Below are 22,802 nucleotides of genomic sequence, written 5' to 3'. Positions count from 1 at the left end.
GTAGGCAATGTCGCCGCACCTGGGAGGACGCCGTGCTGAGCACCATGCAGGACGTACCGCTGCTGATCTCGAGGATCCTGACCCACGGGTCGACGATCCACGGTTCGTCGCAGGTGACGACATGGACCGGCGAGGGCGAGCCGCAGCGGCGCACCTACGCCGAGATCGGCGCCCGCGCGGCCCAGCTGGCGCACGCCCTGCGCGAGGACCTCGGTGTCACCGGCGACGACAGGGTCGCGACCCTGGCCTGGAACAACGCCGAGCACGTCGAGGCCTACTTCGCGATCCCCTCCATGGGCGCGGTGCTGCACACCCTCAACCTGCGGCTGCCCGCCGAGCAGTTGGCGTGGATCGTGAACCACGCGGCCGACCGGGTCGTCATCGCCAACGGCTCGCTGCTGCCGCTGCTGGCCCCGCTGCTCCCGCACCTGAAGACGGTCGAGCACGTGGTCGTGACCGGCCCCGGCGACCGCTCGCTCCTCGCGGGCGCCACCGCGCGGGTGCACGAGTACGAGGACCTGATCGCCGGGAAGCCGACCGTCTACGACTGGCCCGAGCTGGACGAACGCCAGGCCGCCGCCATGTGCTACACCTCCGGCACGACCGGCGACCCCAAGGGCGTGGTCTACAGCCACCGCTCGATCTACCTGCACTCCATGCAGGTCAACATGGCCCAGTCGATGGGTCTGACCGACCAGGACACGTCCCTGGTGGTCGTCCCCCAGTTCCACGTCAACGCCTGGGGCCTCCCGCACGCCACCTTCATGACCGGCGTCAACATGCTGATGCCGGACCGCTTCCTCCAGCCCGTGCCCCTCGCCGAGATGATCGAGAGCGAGAAGCCGACCCACGCCGCCGCGGTGCCCACCATCTGGCAGGGACTGCTGGCCGAGCTGACCGCCGAGCCGCGGGACGTCTCCTCCCTCACCCAGGTCACCATCGGCGGCTCGGCCTGCCCGCCCTCCCTCATGGAGGCCTTCGACCGGCTCGGCATGCGGGTCTGCCACGCCTGGGGCATGACGGAGACCTCCCCGCTGGGCACCATCGCCCGCCCGCCGGCCGCCGCGGTCGGCACGGACGCGGAGTTCGGGTACCGCCTGACCCAGGGCCGTTTCCCGGCCGGGGTCGAGGCCCGCCTCACCGGGCCCGGCGGCGAGCGGCTCCCCTGGGACGGGGAGTCCGCGGGCGAGCTGGAGGTCCGCGGTCCGTGGATCGCCGGCGCCTACTACAACGGGCCCGACGCCGAACCCCTGCGTCCCGCCGACAAGATCAGCGAGGACGGCTGGCTGAAGACGGGGGACGTCGGCACCATCTCCGCCGACGGCTTCCTCACCCTCACCGACCGCGCCAAGGACGTCATCAAGTCCGGCGGCGAGTGGATCTCGTCGGTGGACCTGGAGAACGCGCTGATGTCCCACCCGGCCGTCGCCGAGGCGGCCGTGGTCGCCGTCCCCGACGACAAGTGGGGCGAGCGCCCGCTGGCCACGGTCGTCCTCAAGGAGGGCGCCACCACCGACTTCCAGGCCCTGCGCGCCTTCCTCGCCGAGGAGGGCGGCGTCGCCAAGTGGCAGCTCCCGGAGCGCTGGACGATCGTCGAGGCGGTGCCGAAGACGAGCGTGGGCAAGTTCGACAAGAAGGTGCTGCGCAGGCGGTACGCGGCGGGCGACCTGGACGTCACCCGGCTCTGACAGCTCTGACAGCTCTGACCCACCCCGTCCGCCCGGCAGGGCACCTCGCGGCCCCTGCCGGGCGGACGGCTGTCCGGAGAGAGCCGGCCGGTGCCGGCCGGTGCCGGCCGGCACCGGCCGGGGGACGCGTCCGCCGACGGGGCTCGTCCGCCGACGGCGTCCTGCCCGGACCCGCCGGACCGCCGTGCCGCCGCAGGCCTACGCGCGCCTGCCCCGCGTGGTTCCCCATCCGGCCGTCAGCCACAGTCCCGCGATCGTGACCACGCCGGTCCAGCCGAAGTGGGTGAAGGCGAGGCCTGCCAGGGCCGAGGCGGTGGCTCCGCCGGCGAAGCCCGCGACGACGTAGGCGCTGTTGGCGGTGGCGGGGGCGTCGGTGGTGGTGAGGGCGAGGGTCTGGTTGGCGACGTGGGAGGCGACGAGGGCCGTGTGGATCACGATCGCGGCGGCGAACAGCGCGACCATCACCTGACCGCCCAGCCAGAACAGCGGCACCGACACCGCGGCCAGCAGATACGCGTTGCGGACCACCTTCGCGGCGCCGAAGCGGTCGACCAGGCCGCCGGCCAGCGGGGCGACGATGCTGGCGGCGAGGCCGAAGAGGCCGAACAGGCCGGCGGTCGCGGTGGAGAGGCCGTACGCCCCGCCCGTCAGCAGCAGCGCCAGCGAGGTCCACAGCGCGCTCCAGGCGCCGTACATGCCGGCCTGCCGCACGCACGCCCGCCACAGGTCGGGCGACCGGCGCACCAGGCCGGGCATGGCGCGCAGCCCGGCGAACAGGCCGCCGTCGCGGGGGCGACGGTGCTCGGCGGGCAGGGCGGCCGCGGTGAGCAGGCCGAGGACCGCGGTGAGGCCGGCGGCGCCGACGAACACCGCGCGCCAGCCGAAGGCCTGTCCGGCGAGTCCGCCGAGGACGCGGGCGGCGACGATGCCGGTGAACAGACCGGCGATGACGGCGGCGACGTGCCGGGCGCGGTGGTGGGCGGGGGCGCGTTCGGCGACCAGCGGCACCAGGAGCTGCGGCACGACGGTGGCGGCCGAGGCGACGAACACGGCGGCGGCGAGCGCGGCCGTGCCGGCCGCCGCGGCACCGGCGACCAGCGCCGCCGTGGTGACCAGCGAGAGGGCCGCGACGAGCGGGCGGCGGTTCACGCGGTCGCCGAGCGGGGCGAAGAAGAGGAGGCCGGCGGCGTAGCCGAACTGGGCGACCGACGCGATCCAGGCCACGGCCGAGGGCGCGGAGCCGAAGTCGCGGGCGATGAGGGGGAGGAGCGGGGCGGCCACGTAGATGTTGGCGGCGGTAACGGCGGTGCAGAGGGCGACGAGGGGGAGGAACAGGCGGTGGGCGAGCCGGGTCCGCCCCGCGGACTCGGTGTGCTGCTGCCTGACGGTGACTGCGGACGGCATGGTGGACGCGCTCCTTCGAGCCGACTCCAATAACCAACCGGTTGGTTGGAACAGTGGGGGGAACAGTCTCGGCCGCGCCTCCATTCCCTGTCAACCAACCAGTTGGTTACCCGCGCGCTACCCTGACCCCATGGCAACGACCAGGACCCCCCGCGACCCCGAGGCCACCAGGGCGCGGATCTTCGAAGCGGCGGTGGCCGAATTCGCCCGGTACGGCATCGCGGGCGCCCGCATCGACCGCATCGCCACCGAGGCCAAGGCCAACAAGCAGCTGATCTACGCCTACTTCGGCAACAAGGCGGAGCTGTTCACTCAGGTCCTCGGCCGCCGCATGGTCGACCTCGCCGCCGCCGTCCCCGTCGACCCCGACGACGTCGAGGGCTGGATGGACCGGCTCATGGACTACCACGCCGCCCACCCCGAACTCCTGCGGCTCCTGTACTGGGAGGGCATCGAGTACGGCACCGCCGAACTCCCCGACGAGGCCGAACGGCAGGAGCACTACGCCCGCAAGGTCGCCGCCCTCCAGGACGGCCAGGACCGCGGGGTCGTCGACGACGCGATCCCCGCCCGCGACCTGCTCTTCCTGCTGGTCGCGCTCGCCAACTGGGCCACCGTCGTCCCCCAGATGCGCCGCATCCTGGTCGGCGGGGACGAATCCGACCGCGACCGCCTGCGCGCCTCCGTGAAGGAAGCGGCCCGCAGGCTGGTCGCCCGGCCGTGAAGGAGGGCCCGGCCCCTCAGTTGGTGCCGATCCGCGCCAGCAGATCGACGATCCGGACCTGCACCTCCTCGCTGGTGGAGCGTTCCGCGAGGAAGAGGACGGTCTCGCCGGAGGCCAGCCGGGGCAGGTCCGCCTGGTCGACGGCGGCCGTGTAGACGACCAGCGGCGTGCGGCTGAGCTGCCGGTTCGCCCGCAGCCAGTCGATGATCCCGGCCTGACCCCGGTGCACCTGCATCAGGTCCATCACGACCAGGTTCGGCCGCAGCTGCCCGGCGAGCGTGACCGCGTCCGCGTCACCGGCCGCCCGCGCGACCTGCATCCCGCGCCGCTCCAGCGTCGCGGTCAGCGCCAGCGCGATCTCCGCGTGCTCCTCGATCAGCAGCACCCGCGGCGGATGCTGCTCACTGTCCCGCGGCGCGAGCGCCTTCAGCAGCACGGCGGGATCGGCGCCGTACGCCGCCTCGCGCGTCGCCTGTCCGAGCCCGGCCGTGACCAGCACCGGCACCTCCGCCGCCACCGCCGCCTGACGCAGCGACTGCAACGCGGTCCGGGTGATCGGCCCGGTCAGCGGATCGACGAACAGCGCGGCCGGGAACGCGGCGATCTGGGCGTCGACCTCCTCGCGCGAGTGCACGACGACCGGCCGGTAGCCGCGGTCGCTGAGCGCCTGCTGCGTACCGACGTCCGGAGCCGGCCACACCAGCAGCCGGCGCGGGTTGTCCAGCGGCTCCGGCGGCAGCTCGTCGTCCATCGGCTGCGGCCGCGGCGGATCGGCCACCTCGACGGCCCCGCCCGGCCCGTCCAGCGGCTCCGGCCCCTCGGCGGCGTTCTTGTCCGGCGCCCCTATGGCGTACGACCGCCCCGCCCCCTCGGTCCCGGGCGCGAGCCGCGACTGACCGGCCAGGGACTGCCCGGCCGCCGGCTGCCCGGGAAGCGGCTGGCCCGCGAGGGAGGGGTGCGCGACGGGCGCGCCCGGAGCCGCCGGCGCCTGCGGTACGGCGGCCTGCCCGGCCGTCGGGTGCGGACGGGCCGTCTGCTCCTGTCCCGCCGCCGGGTCGGGCCGCGTGCCCAGCTTGCGGCGCCGCCCGGAACCGTTCGGGTGGTGCGGGGCGGGGGTGGCGGAGGCGGAGTGGGGGGCCGTGGGCTGGGCGGCCTGCGGGGGCTGCGCGGCCTGCTGCAACCGCTGGACCGGCTGGGCCTGCGGTGCTTGCTGCGCCTGCTGCACCTGCGCGGCCTGCCGGGTGAAGGGCACGCCCTGGCCCAGCGTCCGCACGCTGATCGCGCGGCCCTGGGTGGAGTTGGGGTCGACGGGCGGGACCGGCGCGGCCTCGGCGGGCAGGGGCTGAGCCACCCGCGGCGGTGCCGCGGCCGCCTCGGGCGGCAGCGGGGTGCCCGAACCGGGGGTCGGCGTCGGGGCGGCCGCTTCGGCAGGGAGCGGCCCGACGGGCGGGACCTGCGCGGGGGCACCCGCCTGCCCCGGCACGGCCGCTACGGCCTGGGGGGCCGCGGCGCCCGGACCGGCCTGGCCCGCCTGGCCGGGGATGACGGGCTGCCCGGCGGCCGGCCCACCGGGCAGCGGCCGCGCGGGTGCCGGCACCGCCTGCCCGGGGAGCGGCTGAGCCGGAAGCGGCAGCTCCGCTGCGACCTGCACGGGCGCGGGACCCTGTGCCGGCTGCGCCTGCGGCTGCGGTGCCTGAACCCGGGGCGGCTGCGCCTGCGGAGCCGGCGCCTGTGCCGGAACGGTGGCGGCCGCGACGCCCTCGGTCCCGGTCCCCGCCTCCGTCACCGGCTGGCCGCCCGCCCGCCGCCGACGGCCCGTGGGCGCGGTGGTGGGGTGCGGCTGCGGCGGGGTGTGGTCGTCGGCCCGGCCGTGCGGGACGGCGTCGTGCCGACCGTGGTCGATCGGCGAGTCGTCGGACGCGGCCTGAGCGGGCACCTGGGCCTGCCCGGGAACGGGCAGCGGAACGGGAACGGGTACGGCGTCCTGCCCCGGAACGAGAGCGACCGGCACCGGCCCCTGCTGCCCCGGAACCTGTCCCGCTTCCCGCGCCTCCGCGCCGCCGTCCGTCCCCTCCGCGCCGGCCGCCTCCCCGGTCGACCGGTCCGCCTCCGCGGGCGGCAGGGCGAACACCGTGCGGGGCCCCGCCTCCTGCGCGGCGGCGCGTTCGTTCGCGGCGGCCAGGGCGCGCCGGCGGCGGCCCGTCGGCTGTTCGGCGCCCTCCGCGGGCACCGGGGCGCTCGCGAGCGCGGGCAGGGCGGGCGGCAGGGCCGCCTGCGGTTCGTCGCCGTCGTGCCGGGCCCGCCGTCCGCCCGGCGCCGGCACGCCCTGCGGCGGGACGGTGCCGCCGAGTCCCGTGCCCGAGGCGGCGGTGCCCGCCGCGTGCTCGGCGGCCGTGACGACGGCGCCCTCGCTCACCCCGGCGTCCCCGCCGGTTCCGGCGGACCGCGCGTGCCGTCGGCCGGTCCCGCCGGAGGCGTCGGCCTCCTCGACGGGGGCCGGGGCCGGGACCTCCTCGGCGGCCGGGCCGCGCCGGCGGCGCCGGCCGGTCGGCACCGCGGGCTCACCCTCGGCACCGACGGGCGCCGCGCCCGCGACCTCGCTCTCCAGGAAGGCGTCCACGGAGGACCGCCGGGCCCGTCGCCGCCCCGCGACGGCGGTCTGCCCGTCGGCCGGGTCAGCCGCGGCGACACCGTCGGCCGTCTCCGCGGCCCCGCCCGGCGAACCGGCCGACAGCGCGACGGCGGAGCCGACGGCGGGAGCGGCGACGGCGCCCGCCCCGCCGCCCAGCGGGACCTCGAGGACGTACGCGCTGCCACTCATTCCCGGCACCTCGTGCGTCTGGAGCACGCCGCCGTGCGCCCGCACGATCCCGCGCACGATCGGCTCGTGCACCGGGTCGCCGCCCGCGTACGGGCCGCGCACCTCGATGCGGACCACCTCGCCGCGCTGGGCGGCGGCCACGACGACCGTGTTGTCCATGTAACCGCCCGCCGAGACGGGCGCGTTGCCGGTGGCGTCGACGCCCGCGACATCGGCGACCAGGTGGGCGAGCGCGGTCGCGAGGAGCCGCGCGTCGACCTCGGCCTCGATGGGCGGCGCGTGCACGGCGAACTGGACCCGGCCGGGCCCGACCAGCTCGACGGCCCCGTCGACACCGGCGGCGACGACGGCGTCGAGCATCACCTTCGTCCGGGTGATGGCCTCGCCGCCGGTGTCCAGGCGCTGGTAGCCGAGGACGTTGTCGATGAGGGTGGTGATGCGGGCGTACCCGGCCGACAGGTGGTGCAGGACCTGGTTGGCCTCGGGCCACAGCTGCCCGGCGTCGTCGGCGGCGAGCGCCGACAGTTCGCGGCGCAGTTCGTCCAGGGGGCCGCGCAGCGACCGTCCGAGCAGGGTCAGCAGCTGGTCGTAGCGGGCGGCGAGGGCCTCGTACCGGTCCTTCTCCCGCTCGCCGAGCGCGGCGTAGCGCTCCTCACCGGCCGCGAGCTCCTCCTGGTGGCGCTCGTGCAGCTCCTCCACCTCGGTGACGTGCTGCTGGCGCAGCGCGGTGAGATCGGAGGCGTGCTCCTCGGAGAGCCGCTCCAGCTCGTCCCGGTGCCGCTTCTCGACGGCGTCCTTCTCCTCGGCGAGGGAGTCGTACGGCCGCCGGTCGGTGAAGGTCATCACGGCGCCGACGAGCTGGTCGCCGTCGCGGACGGGCGCGGTCGTCAGGTCGACCGAGACCTTGTCCCCGCTCTTGGCCCACAGCACCTGCCCGCGCACCCGGTGCTTGCGCCCGGAGCGCAGGGTGTCGGCGAGCGGCGACTCGTCGTAGGGGAAGGGGGAGCCGTCGGCGCGGGAGTGCAGCACGAGCGTGTGCAGCTCCTTGCCGCCGAGGTCGCTCGCCCGGTAACCCAGGGTCTGGGCGGCGGCCGGGTTGACCAGCACGATCCGCCCGTCGGTGTCGGTGCCGACGACGCCCTCGGACGCGGCCCGCAGGATCATCTCGGTCTGCCGCTGCGACCGGGCCAGCTCGGCCTCGGTGTCGACGGTGCCCGACAGGTCGCGCACCACGAGCATCAGCAGCTCGTCGTTGGCGTAGCCGTAGCTGTCGTAGGCCTGCTGGCCGTTCTCGAGGTTGGCGCTGGTGACCTCGACGGGGAACTCGGTGCCGTCGGTGCGCCGGGCGGTCATCCGCGTGGGCTTGGTCCGGCCGCGCGGGTCCATGTGGTCAGGGCGCCGCATCGAGCCGGGGATGAGCTTGGAGTCGAACTCCGGCAGGAGATCGAGCAGTCCCCGCCCCACGAGGGCGGTGCCCGGCGTCTCGAACGCCTCCAGCGCGATGGTGTTCGCGTTGACGACGGTCCCGTTGGCGTTGACCAGGACCAACGCGTCGGGCAGTGCGTCGAGTATGGCTGCGAGGCGAGCAGCGCCTCGGGATGGCCTGCTGCTCACGAGTCGCTTCCTCCCTGTTACCGCACCTTGCCGACCGCCCGGGCCATATTGCCAACCCTCCCGCAGCGTGTCACGCGAGCGAGTCTAAGGGTTGGGGCCGTGCTCGCGGCGCCGGATGAGAGGCAGCTCGCACGACGAAGTGCCTCAGAACGTACGACCGCCCGCCCCGCCTTCGCGGGACCTTCGCGTGACATTTACGCGACGGGTGCTCCCGCCACGGGAAACCTGTGCGGCTTCCGTGGGGTCGGGGGCGCCTGGCCACGGGCTCCGGCGGGCCTTCCCGGACGGAGGCGGAACGGAACCCGGTCGACCGCCCCCCCCGGCCCTCCTCGTCAGGGGCGGGCCGCGGTCCGCCCCGCCTCGGGCAGCAACGGCACGAACCGGTCCCAGCGCTCGATCTGACATCCGTTGCCGCGCTCGAACGTCGTGTCGACGGGGCGCCCGGCCCACCGGCCGGTGACGTGGGCGGTGGCCGGACCGCCGTACCGCATGGTGCACACGCTGCCCTCCGGCACGGGCGCGAAGGGATCCCTCCCCCACCGGGTGTTGCGGTCCACGGCCGCGCAGGCACCCGACACGTCCGGGTGCGTCCCCCGGTCCGGACGGCACCGCACCGTGAAGGTCCCGTCGGCGCCCCCGTCCGCGCCCCGGACGGTCACGGTGAGGTGATCGCCGGAGGCGGGCCGGTCCTCGTCGCGGACGGGTGGCGGCGCGAGGGGCGGCCGGGCCGGGCCGGATCCGGCGTGGGCGGTGACGGAACCCGCGCCGAGGGAGCCGGCGACGGCGACGGCGGAGGCGGAGAGGGTGAGAACGATCCGCCGCAGCGGTGTGACCTGGACCATGACCTGTTTAACGCCCCGCCCCCGGCGACGTTCCGCCCGGCGAATGCCTTTGCCCTGCGGGCCGCCCGCCTAGTACCGTGGACGCCGATTGGTGACACGACGCTCGACTGTGTCATCATCTGCACGCGCCACTCGCGGTCACGCGAGCGGTTGTGTGGAGGCGTCGCCTAGTCCGGTCTATGGCGCCGCACTGCTAATGCGGTTTGGGCCTCAAAGCCCATCGAGGGTTCAAATCCCTCCGCCTCCGCTCGACTTCGAAGCCCCGGTCCTCCGCGACCGGGGCTTCGTCGTTCCCGGCCCCCTGTTCCGCACCCCCCGGATCGGGTCTTCTCGCAGGTCACAAGGGGTGGGGGAATCGGATTTCACATGGCGGCGGCAGTCATGTAATGTTCTTCCTGTCGCCGCGAGCGGGCCGCAAGGGCCGGGAGCGGAGACGGAGAACAGAAGAAGAACAAGCACTCGTAGCTTAACGGATAGAGCATCTGACTACGGATCAGAAGGTTGCAGGTTCGAATCCTGCCGAGTGCACACCGACGAGAGGCCCCGGAGAGATCCGGGGCCTCTCGCGTTGGACCGATCGAAGCCCTCCGGGAGACGGAAGAGGTGTTCGAGCGCTGCCGGGCGGCCGCGGTCGGGCGCATACTGGGGGCAATGACAAAGCCTGCTGCATCGAAGCGCCATCTGCCCACCAGCCCCTTCAAGGCTCCGGTCGCGCCGCCGCCCAAGCAGTTCGCCGTGGGTGACCAGGTCACGCACGACGTGTACGGCCTCGGCCGGGTGATCGGCATCGAGGAGGGGATCGCGGTCCTCGTCGATTTCGGCTCGGCGCAACAGCGGATCCTCAGTCCGTACCCCAAGCTGACCAAGCTGTAGGACCCGCGGTGCCCTCTCACGGCACGCCGGCTTCCTCACAGCCCTGTAACGAATGGGAGTCCTCTCATCGACTCGACCTCGCTGTTCTCCGCTCCGGAAGGGGCGCCGCGCAGTTCCCTCGCGACCTCGCCGCCCCCGGCGGCGAACCCCTTCCAGGCACCGGACTTCGGAGACTTCGTGGAGTCCGCGGAGAACGACCACTTCCCGCTCGAGGACGTGCCGGAGTTCGTCCCCGAGCGCCGTTCGGCTCGGCGCAGGTCCGGCTAGCTCCCACCCGGGGCTGTCCGGCCCCAGCCCCGGCCTCACGAGCCGTGCGGGTCTTCGACGAGGACGGTCGGAGCCATGGCGCGGCTCGTGTTCAGGGCGTGCGCCGGGCGGGCGGGACGCGTCCCGCCGTCGCGCGCGTGGTCGGCCGGACGACCTCCCGCCACGCGGCGCGACGGTGTGCCGTGTCCGCTGGCCGTCGCCGGGCCCGGTGGGGATCAACCACGGCCGGCGGTGCCGTCCGGCGGTGACGTCCGGAACGCCACGCGTCCCGCCGGTGCGCGGGCCGTCGTCGCCCGGTCGGCCCGCGGGTCCCTCGTCCGGCCGGTGACCACCCGCGCGACCTCTGTCCGATCGGGGCGCGGACCGCGCGAAAGCCCCCGGCCCACAGCATCGGAAACCCCCTCTCCCCCTCCGCGCCGACCGCCGGTCGCGCCGTGATCACTCCGGCGGGCTGGTGGACCTGCGCCCGCTCCGGCTTTGCCTTCGGCTTGGCTCCGCCCTCGGTTCGGCTCCGCCCTCGGTTCGGCTCCGCGCCCGGTTCGCCTCCGCCACGGCTCCGCCCCCGCGCCTGGTCTGCCCCCGCTTCGGCTCCGCGCCTGGTCCTGCTCCGCGTTCGTCGGCCGCGTCACGGCTCTCCGGGTGTCCGGAGGGACGCGGTCCCGGCCGGCTGACGGTACGACAGAAGCGCCGTCCGATGCGGCCCCGTGCAGACCGGCGCGGTCACGGCCGGCGGAGCCGTGCGGAGCCCGCTCGGGGCGGCCGTGCTCCTCCGGTACGGGTTCGGCGTCCCCGGGGCGCCGTACCGGCACGCCGGGTTCCGGCGGTTGCCTCAGCAGGCGCCGTCGGTCTTGAGCAGGTATTTCTCCGCCCAGCGGCCCAGTTCCTGGAGGGCGGGGTCCAAGGCGGCCCCGGCGTCGGTCAGACGGTACGAGACGCGGAGCGGCGGGCCCTCGTCGACCTCGCGCACCACGAGACCGGCGGCGCTCAGCTCGGTCAGACGGTCGGACAGCATGCGTTCGCTGATGCCGGGGATGCCGCGGCGCAGTGCGGCGAAGTAGACCGGGCCCTGCATCAGCGCGGCCACGATCATGCCCGTCCAGCGCTTGCCGAGCAGCCCGAAGACGCTGGTGATGCCGTCGCCGACCCGGCTGCACGCCCCCGGCTCGTGATCCGTCCTCGTGTCCGCCATGCCCCCAGGGTACCGCCTTGCCGTTCGGGGATGAAAAAAAGTAAGTAGCTGTGTTATTAGTTGTCACGTAGCTATTGATAGCTGCGTACGGAAACGTATCCCGACCTTGGAGTGCCCCATGGCCACGTTGCTGCACCTGGACTCGTCGCTGTTCCCCGCCTCCGCCTCCGCGTCGCGCGCCGTGACGGAGGCCTTCCGCAAGGCGTGGGAGGAGCAGCACCCGCAGGGCACCGTGAACTACCGCGACCTCTCCGCGGAGCCCGTCCCGCACCTGGACGCCCTCACCGCCTCGGCCGGCTTCGCCGACCCGGCCGCCCACACCCCGGAGCAGGCCGCGGCGTTCGCCGAGCGGCTGAAGCTGGTGGAGGAACTGGAGGCGGCGGACGCCGTGCTGATCGGCGCCCCGATGTACAACTTCACCATCCCCTCGACCCTCAAGGCATGGATGGACCAGGTCCTCCTGATGGGCCGCACGGCCGGACCCGACTCGACCCTCAAGGGCCTCCCGATCGTCGTCGTCGCCAGCCGGGGCGGCTCCTACGCGCCGGGCACCCCGCGCGAGGGCTACGAGTACGTGCAGAACTACCTCCGGGCCGTCCTGGCCGACATGGTCGGCGCCGAGGTCGACTTCATCGTGCCCGAGCTGACCATGGCCGCCGCCAACCCCGCGATGGCGGACCTGGTCCCCCTCGCGGAGGCCTCCCGCGAGCAGGCGCTGGCCGACGCCGCCGAGAAGGCCAAGCAGCTCGCCGCCCGCGTCGCCGCCTGAGGCCTCTCGTCCGGATCCGACCGCAGGACGGCGACTCGGCCGGGGTGGCTCGGCCGGGATGGCTCGGCTGTTCGGCCCCGGCCCGCGGGGGAGTCGTCGAGACTGGGCGCATGGAGTTCTTCTGTCATCACCGTGACCGGCCCGGCTCTCTCGCCCTGCGCACCGAGTTGGTGGAGGAGCACTGGTCCTACATGGACCGGTACGAGGCCGAGCTGATCGCGCGGGGGCCGACCTTCGACGAGGGCGTGCTCAGCGGCAGCGTGCACATCGTCGACCTGCCGGACCCGGCCGCCGCGCGGGCGTTCGCGTTCGACGAGCCGGGCTACCAGGCCGGGGCCTACCGGGACGTGCTGCTGCGGCGGTGGCGCAACCTGCTGGGGCGCACGATGTGGGACTTCCCCGGCGGCCGGGACGGGGGCGAGCGGTACCTGGTCCTCGGGCTCGGTGCGGGGGAGGCCGCCGATCTCGACGTACCGGACGACCGCGACGAGCTGATCGCGTACGGGCCGCTGCTGTCCGACGACGGCGGCGCCTGGCTCGGGACGGCGGTGCTGCTCCGCGCCCCGGACCCGGACGCGGCACGGGCCGTGCTGACCCCGGACCGGTACGCCGACATCGAGGTCCATGAGTGGGAGTTCGGGGGGCGGCAGCCCTGACCCCGCCCCGGGCCCCGGCGGCCGGGTCGGTGGAACCGGTCCGGCCGTGGCCGCCGGCACGCTGCCCCGCGGTCTCCCCGGCGGGTGGCCGCAGGGGCGTCGTCAGTGGTGGCGCCTACCGTGGTGGGTGATGGCACAGGCATGGAAGTGCGCGGGGCTGCGCTGGTCGGGGGCCGGCCCCGAGCTGCTGTGGGACGGGGGGCGTCGCAGCCCGCTGTCCTGGGGGAAGCGGGTCGCCTTCGGGGTCGTGGAAGGGAGTGTGCGGGCGTGTACGGGGGCTCGGGGACACGCCTGCCCGGTGCGGGCGGCCGTGCCGGCCCGCAGCACGGGGGCGCGCTGCGAGGAGTGCGGGCGGCTGGACCGGGCGCACTCCGTCGCCGCGGACGGTGTGGCCGACGACCCGCGGCCGTACCGCGTGTACCTGGCCTGGTTCGGGCCCGGCCTGGTCAAGGTGGGGATCACCGCGGCCGGGCGGGGGCCGGCGCGGCTGCTGGAGCAGGGCGCCGTCTCCTTCAGCTGGCTCGGCACCGGCCCCCTGATGGCCGCCCGGCGCACGGAGGAACTGCTGCGGGCCGCGCTGCGTGTCCCGGACCGGGTCCCGTACGCCGAGAAGCGGGCCGTACGGGCCGAGTTGCCGCGGCACGAGGGGGAACGGGCGCTGGAGATCCGTGAACTGCACGCCAGGGCGGTCGGACTCGGCGGCTGGCCCGAGTCGTTGGCGCGGGAGCCCTTCCGGGCCGTCGACCACATGGGGGTCTTCGGCCTCGCGGAGGCGCCGGCGGCCGTCGGCGCGGTGAGCGAGCTGACCGCCGGGGGCGCGGTGAGCGGAGAGCTGGTCGCCGCCGCCGGCCCGGATCTGCACCTGGCGACGGCGGCGGGAGTCGTCGTGCTGGACACCCGGCTGATGCGGGGCTGGGAGCTCGTCCCGGCCGGGGGGACGGACGAAGTGAACGTGCCGGTGCGGGAGTTCAGAAAGGCGACGGGGCATCTCCAGGACGAGCTGTTCTGAGGGCTGAGCCGCCCGCGGCGGATCCGCCGCGGGCCCGCGACAGCCCCGCGACTGCCCGCGATCCGGCCCGCCCGGCCGCCGCGCCCCCGCCGCCCCGCGACCCGCTCCCCCCCCGCCCCGCCCTCCCCCGTTTTGCCGAACCGGCAAGTCCCCTCGCCCCGTTCCGGACCGCCCCCGCAGGATGCCGGTGACGGAGCTCCGCCCGGGCGGGGTTCCACCGGACGGGGGCCGCCCGTGGCCGGGCGGCCCGGCACCTTCCGGGCCCGGACTTCTGGAGCTCTCATGTCGCGGCAGACCTTGGACCTCACCCACCGGACCGTTCCCTCCCCCGCGGGCCGGATCCATCTCGTGGAGCAGGGCACCGGCCCGCTGGTGCTCCTCGTGCACGGATTCCCCGAGTCCTGGTACTCCTGGCGCCACCAGTTGCCCGCCCTCGCGGCCGCCGGACACCGCGCGGTCGCCCTCGACGTCAGGGGGTACGGCCGCTCCTCCCGGGCCGCCGCCCCGGAGGCGTACCGCATGCGGGAACTGGTCGAGGACAACGCCGCCGTGGTGCGCGCCCTCGGCGAGGAGCACGCGGTGGTCGTCGGCCACGACTGGGGCTCGTCCGTCGCCGCCCACTCCGCACTGCTCCGCCCGCACGTCTTCCGCGCGGTCGGCCTGCTCGGCGTCCCCTACACGCCCTGGCGAGGTCTTCGCGCGGATGGCGGGCGCGCAGGAGGAGTTCTACGTCTCCTACTTCCAGGAGCCCGGCCGGGCCGAGGCCGAGATCGAGCCCGACGTACGCGGCTGGCTCGCCGGGTTCTACGCGGCCCTGTCCGCCGACACCATGCCCGCCCCCGACGCGCCGAGCCCGTACTTCGTGCCCCGCGGTGGCCGGATGCGCGACCGCTTCCCCGCCGGCCGGCTGCCCGGCTGGCTCACCGAGGAGGAACTCGACCTCTGCGCGGCGGAGTTCGAGCGGACCGGGCTGAGCGGGGCGCTGGCCCGCTACCGGAACGTGGACCGGGACTGGGAGGACCTCGCCGACCACGACGGCGCCCCCGTCGTCCAGCCGTCCCTGTTCGTCGCCGGTCGCCTGGACGCCTCCACCACCTGGCTCGCCGACGCGATCGACGCCCACGCCACCACCCTGCCCGGCCTGGTCTCCTCCCACCTGCTCGACGGCTGCGGCCACTGGATCCAGCAGGAGCGGCCCGAGGAGGTCAACCGCATCCTCGTCGAGTGGCTCGCCGCCCTCCCGGACTGAGCCCCGGGCGGCCACCGGACCGGGCGGGCTCCCTCAGGGAACTCCCGGCAACGCACAGGAACCCGTAAGGGGCCGCCGCACGGAGGCAGACGCTCCACCGGACCGCCCCGGCCGCGCGACCGGGGCGAACACGGACGGACGGGCCTCGGGCCCGCGCCCGCACCGCGCTTTCCTGAGAGCTTCCTGTGCGTTTCTCAGGGAAATCACAGACAGCGGAAAGCGTGTTCTCAGAGGACCCCGACATGGTGTCCTGCATGACCACGACCTCGCCCCAGGGGCGCACCGAACTGCTGAGGCCGGACGGGAGCCCCGTCCGAGTGCTTGTGGTGGACGACGAGTTGTCGATCACCGAACTGCTGTCCATGGCCCTGCGCTACGAGGGATGGCAGATCCGCAGCGCCGGTGACGGCACGGGCGCCATCCAGACCGCCCGCGAGTTCCGGCCCGACGCCGTCGTCCTGGACATGATGCTGCCCGACATGGACGGGCTGACCGTCCTCGGCCGGCTGCGCCGCGAACACCCGGACGTCCCCGTCCTGTTCCTCACCGCCAAGGACGCCGTGGAGGACCGGATCGCCGGCCTCACCGCCGGCGGCGACGACTACGTCACCAAGCCGTTCTCCCTGGAGGAGGTCGTGGCCCGGCTGCGCGGACTCATCCGCCGCTCCGGCGCCGCCGACCGCCGCTCCGAGTCGGTGCTCGTCGTCGGCGACCTCACCCTGGACGAGGACAGCCACGAGGTCTCGCGGGGCGGCGACAACATCCACCTCACCGCCACCGAGTTCGAGCTGCTGCGCTTCCTGATGCGCAACCCGCGGCGGGTGCTCAGCAAGGCCCAGATACTGGACCGCGTGTGGTCGTACGACTTCGGCGGCCAGGCCAACGTGGTCGAGCTGTACATCTCGTACCTGCGGCGCAAGATCGACGCGGGGCGCGAGCCGATGATCCACACGCGGCGCGGCGCCGGTTACCTGATCAAGCCCGCGGCGTCATGAGCGGGCGACGACGGCCGCGTGCGCAGAGGCGAGCAGGCAAGCCCCGCAAACCCCGCACCCTGCGGACCCGGCTCGTCGTGGCGTCGGTGGTGCTGATCGCTGTGGTCTGCGCGGTGATCGGCACGGTGACGACACTGGCCCTGCGGTCACATCTGTACGAGCAGCTGGGCGACCAGGTCGTCGAGGCCGGCAAGCGGCTGTCGGGACCGCCGTTCGGCCGGGACGGCGAGAAGAACACCCTGGTGGAGGACCGCGTCGACGGTTTCGTCACCAACGGTCCGACGCAGGAGCGGACCGTGGCGGCGGAGGTCGCCGCCGACGGCGCGGTCTCCAAGGCCGTCGTCGCCGAGCAGGTGTCCGACGACATCCGGCAGCAGATGACGGCCACCGAGCTGAGCGCCTCCCAGCGGGCCGCGCTCGAGGGCGTGCCCCTGACCGGCACCCACACCGTGACCGTCCCCGGCCTCGGCGACTACCTCGCGATGTACGTGCAGGGCAACGACTCCGGCTACTACGTCGCCCTGCCCACCAACGCCGTCGACAGCACCATCAACACACTGATCCTCGTGGAGATCAGCGTCACCGCCGCCGGTCTCGGTGCCGCCGTCATCGCCGGCTACGTGCTCGTCGGACTCGCCACCCGCCCCCTGCGCAAGGTCGCCGCCACCGCCACCCGGGTCTCCGAACTCCCCCTGCACACCGGCGAGGTCAACCTCTCCGAGCGGGTCCCCGAGTCCGAGACCGACCCGCACACCGAGGTCGGCCAGGTCGGCGCCGCGCTCAACCGGATGCTGAACCACGTCCACGGCGCCCTGCACGCCCGCCAGGAGAGCGAGATGCGGGTCCGCCAGTTCGTCGCGGACGCCAGCCACGAACTCAGGACCCCCCTGGCCTCCATCAGGGGGTACGCCGAACTGACCCGCCGCGGACGCGAGCAGGTCGGGCCCGACACCCGGCACGCGCTGGGCCGGATCGAGTCCGAGGCCGGCCGGATGACCTTCCTCGTGGAGGACCTGCTGCTGCTCGCCCGCCTCGACGCGGGCCGCCCGCTCCAGTTCGAGCAGACCGACCTCGTCCCCCTCGTCATCGACACCATCAGCGACGCCCGCGCCGCCGGACCCGACCACGTGTGGCGCCTCGAACTCCCCGAGGAACCGGCCCTGGTGTCCGCCGACTCGGCGCGGCTGCAACAGGTCCTCGTCAACCTGCTCGCCAACGCCCGCACCCACACACCGCCGGGCACGACCGTCACCGCGCGCGTGCAGCGGCGCGGCCCCTGGCTGTGCGTGGACGTCCAGGACAACGGCCAGGGCATCCCGCCGGACCTGCTCCCCCGCGTCTTCGAACGGTTCGCCCGCGGCGACTCCGCGCGCTCCCGCGCCACCGGCTCCACCGGCCTGGGCCTCGCCATCGTGCAGGCCGTCGCCGGCGCGCACGGCGGCGCCGTGACCGTCGACAGCGTGCCCGGGCGGACCGTCTTCACCGTGCACCTGCCCGCCCTCGCCCCCGCCGTGCCCCGGCCCGCGCCCGAAACCGACTGGCAACGGGACTCACAGGGCCAGCACAGGGCCGGCACATGGGTGCAACAGGGCGCCTGACGAGAGTCGTCGGCATGCGAACCGACTCTTCTCCCGGCACCCTGCCGGCGCGGGAGCACCTCCCGGCCGCCACAGCCGGTGCGCCTGTCCTGGACGTAGTGATCCCCGTCTACAACGAGGAGAAGGACCTCCAGCCCTGCGTGCGCAGACTGCACGACCATCTGACGCGGACGTTCCCCTACCCGTTCCGCATCACCGTCGCGGACAACGCGTCGACGGACAGCACCCCCGACGTGGCGCGGCTGCTGGAGGCGCGGGTCCCCGAGGTGAGGTCCGTCCGCCTGGAGCAGAAGGGCCGCGGCCGGGCGCTGCGGACCGTCTGGGCGGCCTCGGACGCCCCGATCCTCGCCTACATGGACGTCGACCTGTCCACCGACCTCAACGCGCTGCTGCCGCTGGTGGCGCCGCTGATCTCGGGCCACTCCGACCTGGCGATCGGCTCCCGGCTGGCCCGCAGCTCGCGGGTGGTGCGCGGGGCCAAGCGGGAGTTCATCTCCCGCTCGTACAACCTGATCCTGCGCGGCTCGCTCCAGGCCCGGTTCTCGGACGCGCAGTGCGGCTTCAAGGCGATCCGCCGCGACGTGGCGCAACTCCTGCTCCCGCTGGTGGAGGACACCGGCTGGTTCTTCGACACTGAGATGCTGGTGCTCGCCGAACGAGCCGGTCTCCGTATCCACGAGGTGCCGGTCGACTGGGTCGACGACCCGGACTCCACGGTGCACATCGTGAAGACGGCGACCGACGACCTGAAAGGGGTATGGCGCGTGGGCCGGGCGCTGGCCACCGGTTCGCTTCCCCTGGACCGGCTGACCAGGCCGTTCGGCGACGATCCCCGCGACCGCGAGATCATGGACGTACCCAAGGGCCTGGCCCGTCAGCTCGTCGGCTTCTGTGTCGTCGGTGGCCTGTCCACCCTCTTCTACCTGCTGCTCTACAGCGGTTTCCGGCAGTTCTCCGGCTCCCAGACGGCCAACGCGCTCGCGCTGCTCGTCTCCGCGGTCGCCAACACCGCCGCCAACCGCCGGCTCACCTTCGGGGTGCGCGGCCGGACCGGTGCCGTCCGCCACCAGGCGCAGGGACTCGTCGTCTTCGGCATCGGCCTCGCGCTGACCAGCGGTTCGCTCGTCGCGCTCGACGCGGCGACGTCCGACCCGGCGCACGCCGCCGAACTGGCCGTCCTCGTCGCCGCCAACCTCGCGGCGACCGTGCTGCGCTTCCTCCTCTTCCGCGCCTGGGTGTTCCCGGACCGGCGGGGCGACGACGAGCCCCCGGTCCCGTCCCAGCCCCCGGGGCGGACCGCCGCCTCACCGACGCACCCCGCGCCCGGTCCGCTGCCGCAGCGGCCGTACCCCCACGCGCAGCACCCCCACGCGCAGCACCCCCACGCGCAGCGCCCCCACACCCCGCCGCACGACAGCGGCACGAACCAGTTCCGCACCGGCGAAGCCCCGGACGGCACCGTGGGGGTGCCCCCGCTCGAGCGAAGCCGGGAGTGGGGGAGGGACGCCACCATGCGGCTGCAGCCGGTGCGCCCCCACGACACCGACCCGGGGGACGCCCGATGACCACCCACCTCGACGACACGGCGCGGACGACCGACGGCCCGGCCACGCCCACCGCCTGGGGCCCGCCCGAGACCGCCCCTCCCGCGGTGCCGCGGGAACCCGACGCCCCCGCCCCCGGCGCGGGAGAGCCGAAGCAGCCCCCCGCCCGCAGACTGTGGCGCGGCCGGCCCGAGGACCCCCGCTGGGCGCGCCCGGCCCTCCTCGGCCTGCTGCTCGCCACCTGCGTCCTCTACCTCTACGACCTGAGCGCCTCCGGCTACGCGAACTCCTTCTACTCCGCGGCCGTGCAGGCCGGCAGCCAGAGCTGGAAGGCGTTCTTCTTCGGCTCGCTGGACTCGGCCAACGCCATCACCGTCGACAAGCCGCCGGCCGCGCTGTGGCCGATGGCGCTGTCCGTGCGGATCTTCGGCCTGAACGCGTGGGCGATCCTCGTCCCCGAGGTGCTGATGGGCGTCGGCTCGGTCGCCGTCGTGTACGCCTCCGTGCGCCGCCGCTTCAGCCCCGCCTCGGGCCTGATCGCGGGCACCGTGCTCGCCCTCACCCCGGTCGCCGCGCTGATGTTCCGGTTCAACAACCCGGACGCCATGCTGGCCCTGCTGATGGCCACGGCCTGCTACCTCGTGGTCCGCGCCCTGGAGGACGGCCGCACGAAGTGGCTGGTGTGGGCCGGTGTCGCGATCGGCTTCGCGTTCCTCGCCAAGACCCTCCAGGCCTTCCTGATCCTGCCGCCGCTGGCGATCGTGTACGCCGTCTGCGCGCCGGTCCCGCTGCGGAGGCGCTTCTCGCAGCTGGCCCTGGCGACGGCCGCGCTGGTCGTCTCCGGCGGCTGGTGGGTCGCGATCGTCGAACTGTGGCCCGCCTCCTCCCGCCCGTACATCGGCGGCTCGCAGAACAACTCCTTCCTGGAGCTGACCTTCGGCTACAACGGGATCGGCCGCCTCAGCGGCGACGAGACCGGCAGTGTCGGCGGCGGTGGCGGTGGCGGCACCGGTCAGTGGGGCGAGACCGGCTGGGACCGGATGTTCAACTCCGAGATCGGCGCCCAGATCTCCTGGCTGCTGCCCGCCGCGCTGATCCTGCTGGTCGCGGGCCTGGTGGCCACGCGCAAGCGGAAGCGGACCTCCGCGACCCGGGGCGCGTTCCTGGTCTGGGGCGGCTCGCTGCTGATCACCACGGTGGTCTTCAGCTACATGGCGGGCATCTTCCACCAGTACTACACGATCGCGCTGGCCCCCTACCTGGCCGCCGTGATCGGCATGGGCGCCGGCCTCCTGTGGGAGAGGCGGACCGAGGTCTGGGCGTCGCTCACCCTCGCCGCCGCCTCGGCGGCCGCCGCGGCCTGGGGGTACGTCCTGCTCGACCGCACCCCGGATCATCTGCCCTGGCTGAAGTGGCTGGTGCTGGTCGGCGGCCTGACGGGCGCGCTCGGCCTGGTCTTCGCCGGCCGGCTGACCCGGCGGCTCGCCCTCGCGGCGGCGGCCGTGAGCATGGCCGCGGCGCTGGCCGGACCGACGGCGTACACGCTGAGCACCGTGAACTCCGCGCACACCGGATCCATCCCGACGGCGGGCCCGGCCGGCGCGTCCATGATGGGCGGCGGCCGGGGCGGTCCCGGCGGCGCTGGCGGCTTCGGCGGCGGCACGCCCGGCCAGCAGGGCCAGGGTCAGGGCCAGGGCCGGCAGAACGGCGGCTTCCCCGGCGGCGGTGCGCCCGGTCAGCAGAACGGCAACGGCGGCACCCAGGGCCAGGGTCAGGGTCAAGGCCAGGGGCAGGGCCAGACCGCTCCCGGCGGCCAGACCGACGGCGGCGGCCCGGCGGGCGGCGGCGGAGGCGGCATGGGCGGCCTCATCAACGGCGCCACCGTCACCGACGAGGCCAAGAAGCTGCTGGACACCGACTCCGACACGTACACCTGGGCCGCGGCGGCCATCGGCTCCCAGAACGCCGCGAGCTACCAGCTGGCCACCGGCGACCCGGTGATGGCCATCGGCGGCTTCAACGGCACCGACCCGTCCCCGACGCTGGCGCAGTTCAAGCAGTACGTCGCCGACGGCAGGATCCACTACTTCATCAGCAGCGGATCCGGCGGCGGCACGGGCGGCAGCGCCGACGGCACGTCCGCACAGATCACCGAATGGATCGAGGCCAACTTCAAGCAGGTCACGGTCGGTTCGGCCACGTTCTACGACCTGACGCAGGAGGCGACCGGCTGAGGTCCGGCAGGTGGCACGGGGCAGGGGCGGTGACCGCGGTCACCGCCCCTTTCCGCGTGGCGCGCCGGGGCCGTGCCGGGGCCCTGCCGCCGGGCGGACCGCGGGCGACGCTGCCGCGCCGTACTGCCGCGCCGCGGGCCCGCGGCCTTGAAGGACCGGCCGCCACCTAGCATCGTCATCAGGAGTGACCCGGAGAACCCCCAGGAAGGTGCGCCATGGCAAAGGCTGCCGAGCAGGCCGGGCGGACCAGCGTATGGCTGGAGGGCAAGGCGCGCCGGGGGCGGGGCGGGAGCCAGCCGTCGGGGCTCGACCGGGACCGGATCACCGGGGTCACGGTACGGCTGCTGGACGCGGAGGGACTGGACCGGTTCTCCATGCGCCGCCTGGCGGCCGAGCTGAACGTGACGGCGATGTCCGTCTACTGGTACGTCGACACCAAGGACGACCTGCTGGAACTCGCCCTGGACGCGGCCTTCGGCGAACTGGGACTGCCCGACCCGGAGGCGGCGGCCGAGGACTGGCGCGAGCAGTTGCGGGCACTGGCGTCGGCGTACCGGGCGCTGCTGGTGCGACACCCGTGGCTGTCGCCGCTGGCCGGACGGTACCTCAACATCGGGCCGAACTCCCTGGTCTTCTCCCGCACGGTCCAGCGGGTGGTCCGCCGCACGGGCCTGCCCGAGCACCGCATCACGAGCGCGATCGCGGCGGTCTTCCAGTTCGTGTACGGCTACGGCACGATCGAGGGCCACTTCTTCGGCCGGGTCGCGGACGCGGGCATGACCCCGGACGAGTACTTCCAGCACTCCCTGAGCGAGGCGACCGAGGCGCCGCGGACCGCCGAGGTCGTCGAGGAGTCCCGGACCCTCATGGCGGCCCGCGGCGGCGACACGGTCGCGGAGATGCTGGACCGCGACTTCACCTTCGCCCTGGACCTGCTGGTTGCGGGCATCGAGGCGATGGTGGAACGCGGCTGAGACCACGCCGGACTGCACCCGCCGGCTGAGACCGCACCGGACTCCGTCCGCCGGCCGGGGTGGTGCCGGTGGTCAGTCCTGGGGTGCGAGTCGTGCCGGGAAGCCGCCGGTGGCGACGGGGCCCCAGCGCTCGGGTGTGACCCGGATGATCGACTTGCCCTGCTTCACCATCGCCGCCCGGGCCCCTTCTTCTTGCGTCGCTCGCGCTGCTGCGCAGGCTTCGGGACGCTGCGTCGGACTCCGTCCGCCGGCTGAGGGTGCCGGTGGTCAGTCCTGGGGTGCGAGTCGTGCCGGGAAGCCGCCGGTGGCGACGGGGCCCCAGCGCTCGGGTGTGACCCGGATGATCGACTTG

16 protein-coding genes, 2 tRNA genes and 2 pseudogenes are annotated in these 22,802 nt (G+C 74.4%); 14 read left to right on the top strand and 6 right to left on the bottom strand.

The features are described from left to right. Positions 1-44 precede the first annotated feature (44 nt). Positions 45-1,688, top strand: a complete 1,644-nt coding sequence (locus ACH4N1_RS04780; protein WP_398095230.1) for a long-chain fatty acid--CoA ligase — start codon at positions 45-47, stop codon at positions 1,686-1,688. Between the two features lie 198 nt (positions 1,689-1,886). Here ACH4N1_RS04780 and ACH4N1_RS04775 read toward each other — a convergent pair whose 3' ends face one another. After that, the gene (locus tag ACH4N1_RS04775) at positions 1,887-3,092 is read right to left on the bottom strand and encodes an MFS transporter (protein WP_398094529.1); all 1,206 of its coding nucleotides are present in this window, start codon (positions 3,090-3,092) and stop codon (positions 1,887-1,889) included. A 130-nt stretch (positions 3,093-3,222) separates the two neighbouring features. On the opposite strand from ACH4N1_RS04775, the gene ACH4N1_RS04770 reads away from it, so the two are divergent. Then, a complete protein-coding gene (locus tag ACH4N1_RS04770; RefSeq protein WP_398094527.1) occupies positions 3,223-3,816 on the top strand; it encodes a TetR family transcriptional regulator in 594 nt (197 codons plus the stop codon). 16 nt (positions 3,817-3,832) lie between these two features. On the opposite strand, the gene ACH4N1_RS04765 is transcribed toward ACH4N1_RS04770, so the two are convergent. Then, positions 3,833-8,251 (bottom strand): PAS domain-containing protein, encoded by a 4,419-nt coding sequence (locus tag ACH4N1_RS04765; protein ID WP_398094525.1) that lies wholly within the window; start codon positions 8,249-8,251, stop codon positions 3,833-3,835. 332 nt (positions 8,252-8,583) lie between these two features. After that, entirely contained in the window at positions 8,584-9,093 is a 510-nt protein-coding gene (locus tag ACH4N1_RS04760) for an SSI family serine proteinase inhibitor (RefSeq protein WP_398094524.1), read from the bottom strand. A gap of 156 nt (positions 9,094-9,249) precedes the next feature. On the opposite strand from ACH4N1_RS04760, the gene ACH4N1_RS04755 reads away from it, so the two are divergent. From ACH4N1_RS04755 to ACH4N1_RS04745, 3 genes are all read left to right on the top strand, one after another. Then, a tRNA-Ser gene (locus ACH4N1_RS04755) sits at positions 9,250-9,340 on the top strand. A 208-nt stretch (positions 9,341-9,548) separates the two neighbouring features. Further along, positions 9,549-9,621 (top strand) — tRNA-Arg (locus ACH4N1_RS04750). Between the two features lie 123 nt (positions 9,622-9,744). Next, entirely contained in the window at positions 9,745-9,966 is a 222-nt protein-coding gene (locus ACH4N1_RS04745) for a hypothetical protein (RefSeq protein ID WP_363090880.1), read from the top strand. A 1,096-nt stretch (positions 9,967-11,062) separates the two neighbouring features. Here ACH4N1_RS04745 and ACH4N1_RS04740 read toward each other — a convergent pair. Further along, positions 11,063-11,422: a winged helix-turn-helix transcriptional regulator gene (locus ACH4N1_RS04740; protein ID WP_398094523.1), complete on the bottom strand. Its 360-nt coding sequence runs from the start codon at positions 11,420-11,422 to the stop codon at positions 11,063-11,065. A gap of 118 nt (positions 11,423-11,540) precedes the next feature. Here ACH4N1_RS04740 and ACH4N1_RS04735 point away from each other — a divergent pair, with 118 nt between their 5' ends. The 9 genes from ACH4N1_RS04735 (at position 11,541) to ACH4N1_RS04695 (ending at position 22,450) form a co-directional block, all read left to right on the top strand. Further along, the gene (locus ACH4N1_RS04735; protein WP_398094522.1) at positions 11,541-12,191 is read left to right on the top strand and encodes an FMN-dependent NADH-azoreductase; all 651 of its coding nucleotides are present in this window, start codon (positions 11,541-11,543) and stop codon (positions 12,189-12,191) included. Between the two features lie 110 nt (positions 12,192-12,301). Next, positions 12,302-12,847 (top strand): YciI family protein, encoded by a 546-nt coding sequence (locus tag ACH4N1_RS04730; RefSeq protein WP_398094521.1) that lies wholly within the window; start codon positions 12,302-12,304, stop codon positions 12,845-12,847. Between the two features lie 130 nt (positions 12,848-12,977). Then, positions 12,978-13,856, top strand: coding sequence for a DUF2797 domain-containing protein (locus ACH4N1_RS04725; RefSeq protein WP_398094520.1), 879 nt, complete (start codon positions 12,978-12,980; stop codon positions 13,854-13,856). A gap of 282 nt (positions 13,857-14,138) precedes the next feature. Further along, the gene (locus tag ACH4N1_RS04720; RefSeq protein WP_398095228.1) at positions 14,139-15,173 is read left to right on the top strand and encodes an alpha/beta fold hydrolase; all 1,035 of its coding nucleotides are present in this window, start codon (positions 14,139-14,141) and stop codon (positions 15,171-15,173) included. 186 nt (positions 15,174-15,359) lie between these two features. Continuing rightward, complete coding sequence (locus ACH4N1_RS04715; RefSeq protein WP_398094518.1) at positions 15,360-16,100, top strand: response regulator transcription factor; 741 nt, start codon at positions 15,360-15,362, stop codon at positions 16,098-16,100. After that, positions 16,097-17,698, top strand: a complete 1,602-nt coding sequence (locus tag ACH4N1_RS04710; protein WP_398094517.1) for an ATP-binding protein — start codon at positions 16,097-16,099, stop codon at positions 17,696-17,698. The genes ACH4N1_RS04715 and ACH4N1_RS04710 overlap by 4 nt, the downstream gene beginning before the upstream one ends. A 14-nt stretch (positions 17,699-17,712) precedes the next feature. After that, a complete protein-coding gene (locus tag ACH4N1_RS04705; RefSeq protein ID WP_398094516.1) occupies positions 17,713-19,263 on the top strand; it encodes a glycosyltransferase in 1,551 nt (516 codons plus the stop codon). Next, the gene (locus tag ACH4N1_RS04700; protein ID WP_398094515.1) at positions 19,260-21,476 is read left to right on the top strand and encodes a glycosyltransferase family 39 protein; all 2,217 of its coding nucleotides are present in this window, start codon (positions 19,260-19,262) and stop codon (positions 21,474-21,476) included. Before ACH4N1_RS04705 ends, ACH4N1_RS04700 begins: the two co-directional genes overlap by 4 nt. 215 nt (positions 21,477-21,691) lie before the next feature. Then, entirely contained in the window at positions 21,692-22,450 is a 759-nt protein-coding gene (locus ACH4N1_RS04695; RefSeq protein ID WP_398094513.1) for a TetR/AcrR family transcriptional regulator, read from the top strand. Between the two features lie 72 nt (positions 22,451-22,522). Here the strand turns inward: ACH4N1_RS04695 and ACH4N1_RS04690 are convergent. Beyond that, a pseudogene (locus ACH4N1_RS04690) lies at positions 22,523-22,630 on the bottom strand (PPOX class F420-dependent oxidoreductase); the annotation flags it as partial. Between the two features lie 87 nt (positions 22,631-22,717). Then, positions 22,718-22,802 (bottom strand): annotated as a pseudogene (locus ACH4N1_RS04685) (PPOX class F420-dependent oxidoreductase); the annotation flags it as partial.

It is taken from the genome of Streptomyces sp. NPDC017202 (assembly GCF_044331705.1).
In the GTDB taxonomy this organism is placed as follows: Bacteria; Actinomycetota; Actinomycetes; order Streptomycetales; family Streptomycetaceae; genus Streptomyces.
This window is presented reverse-complemented; position numbering and strand designations above follow the sequence as displayed.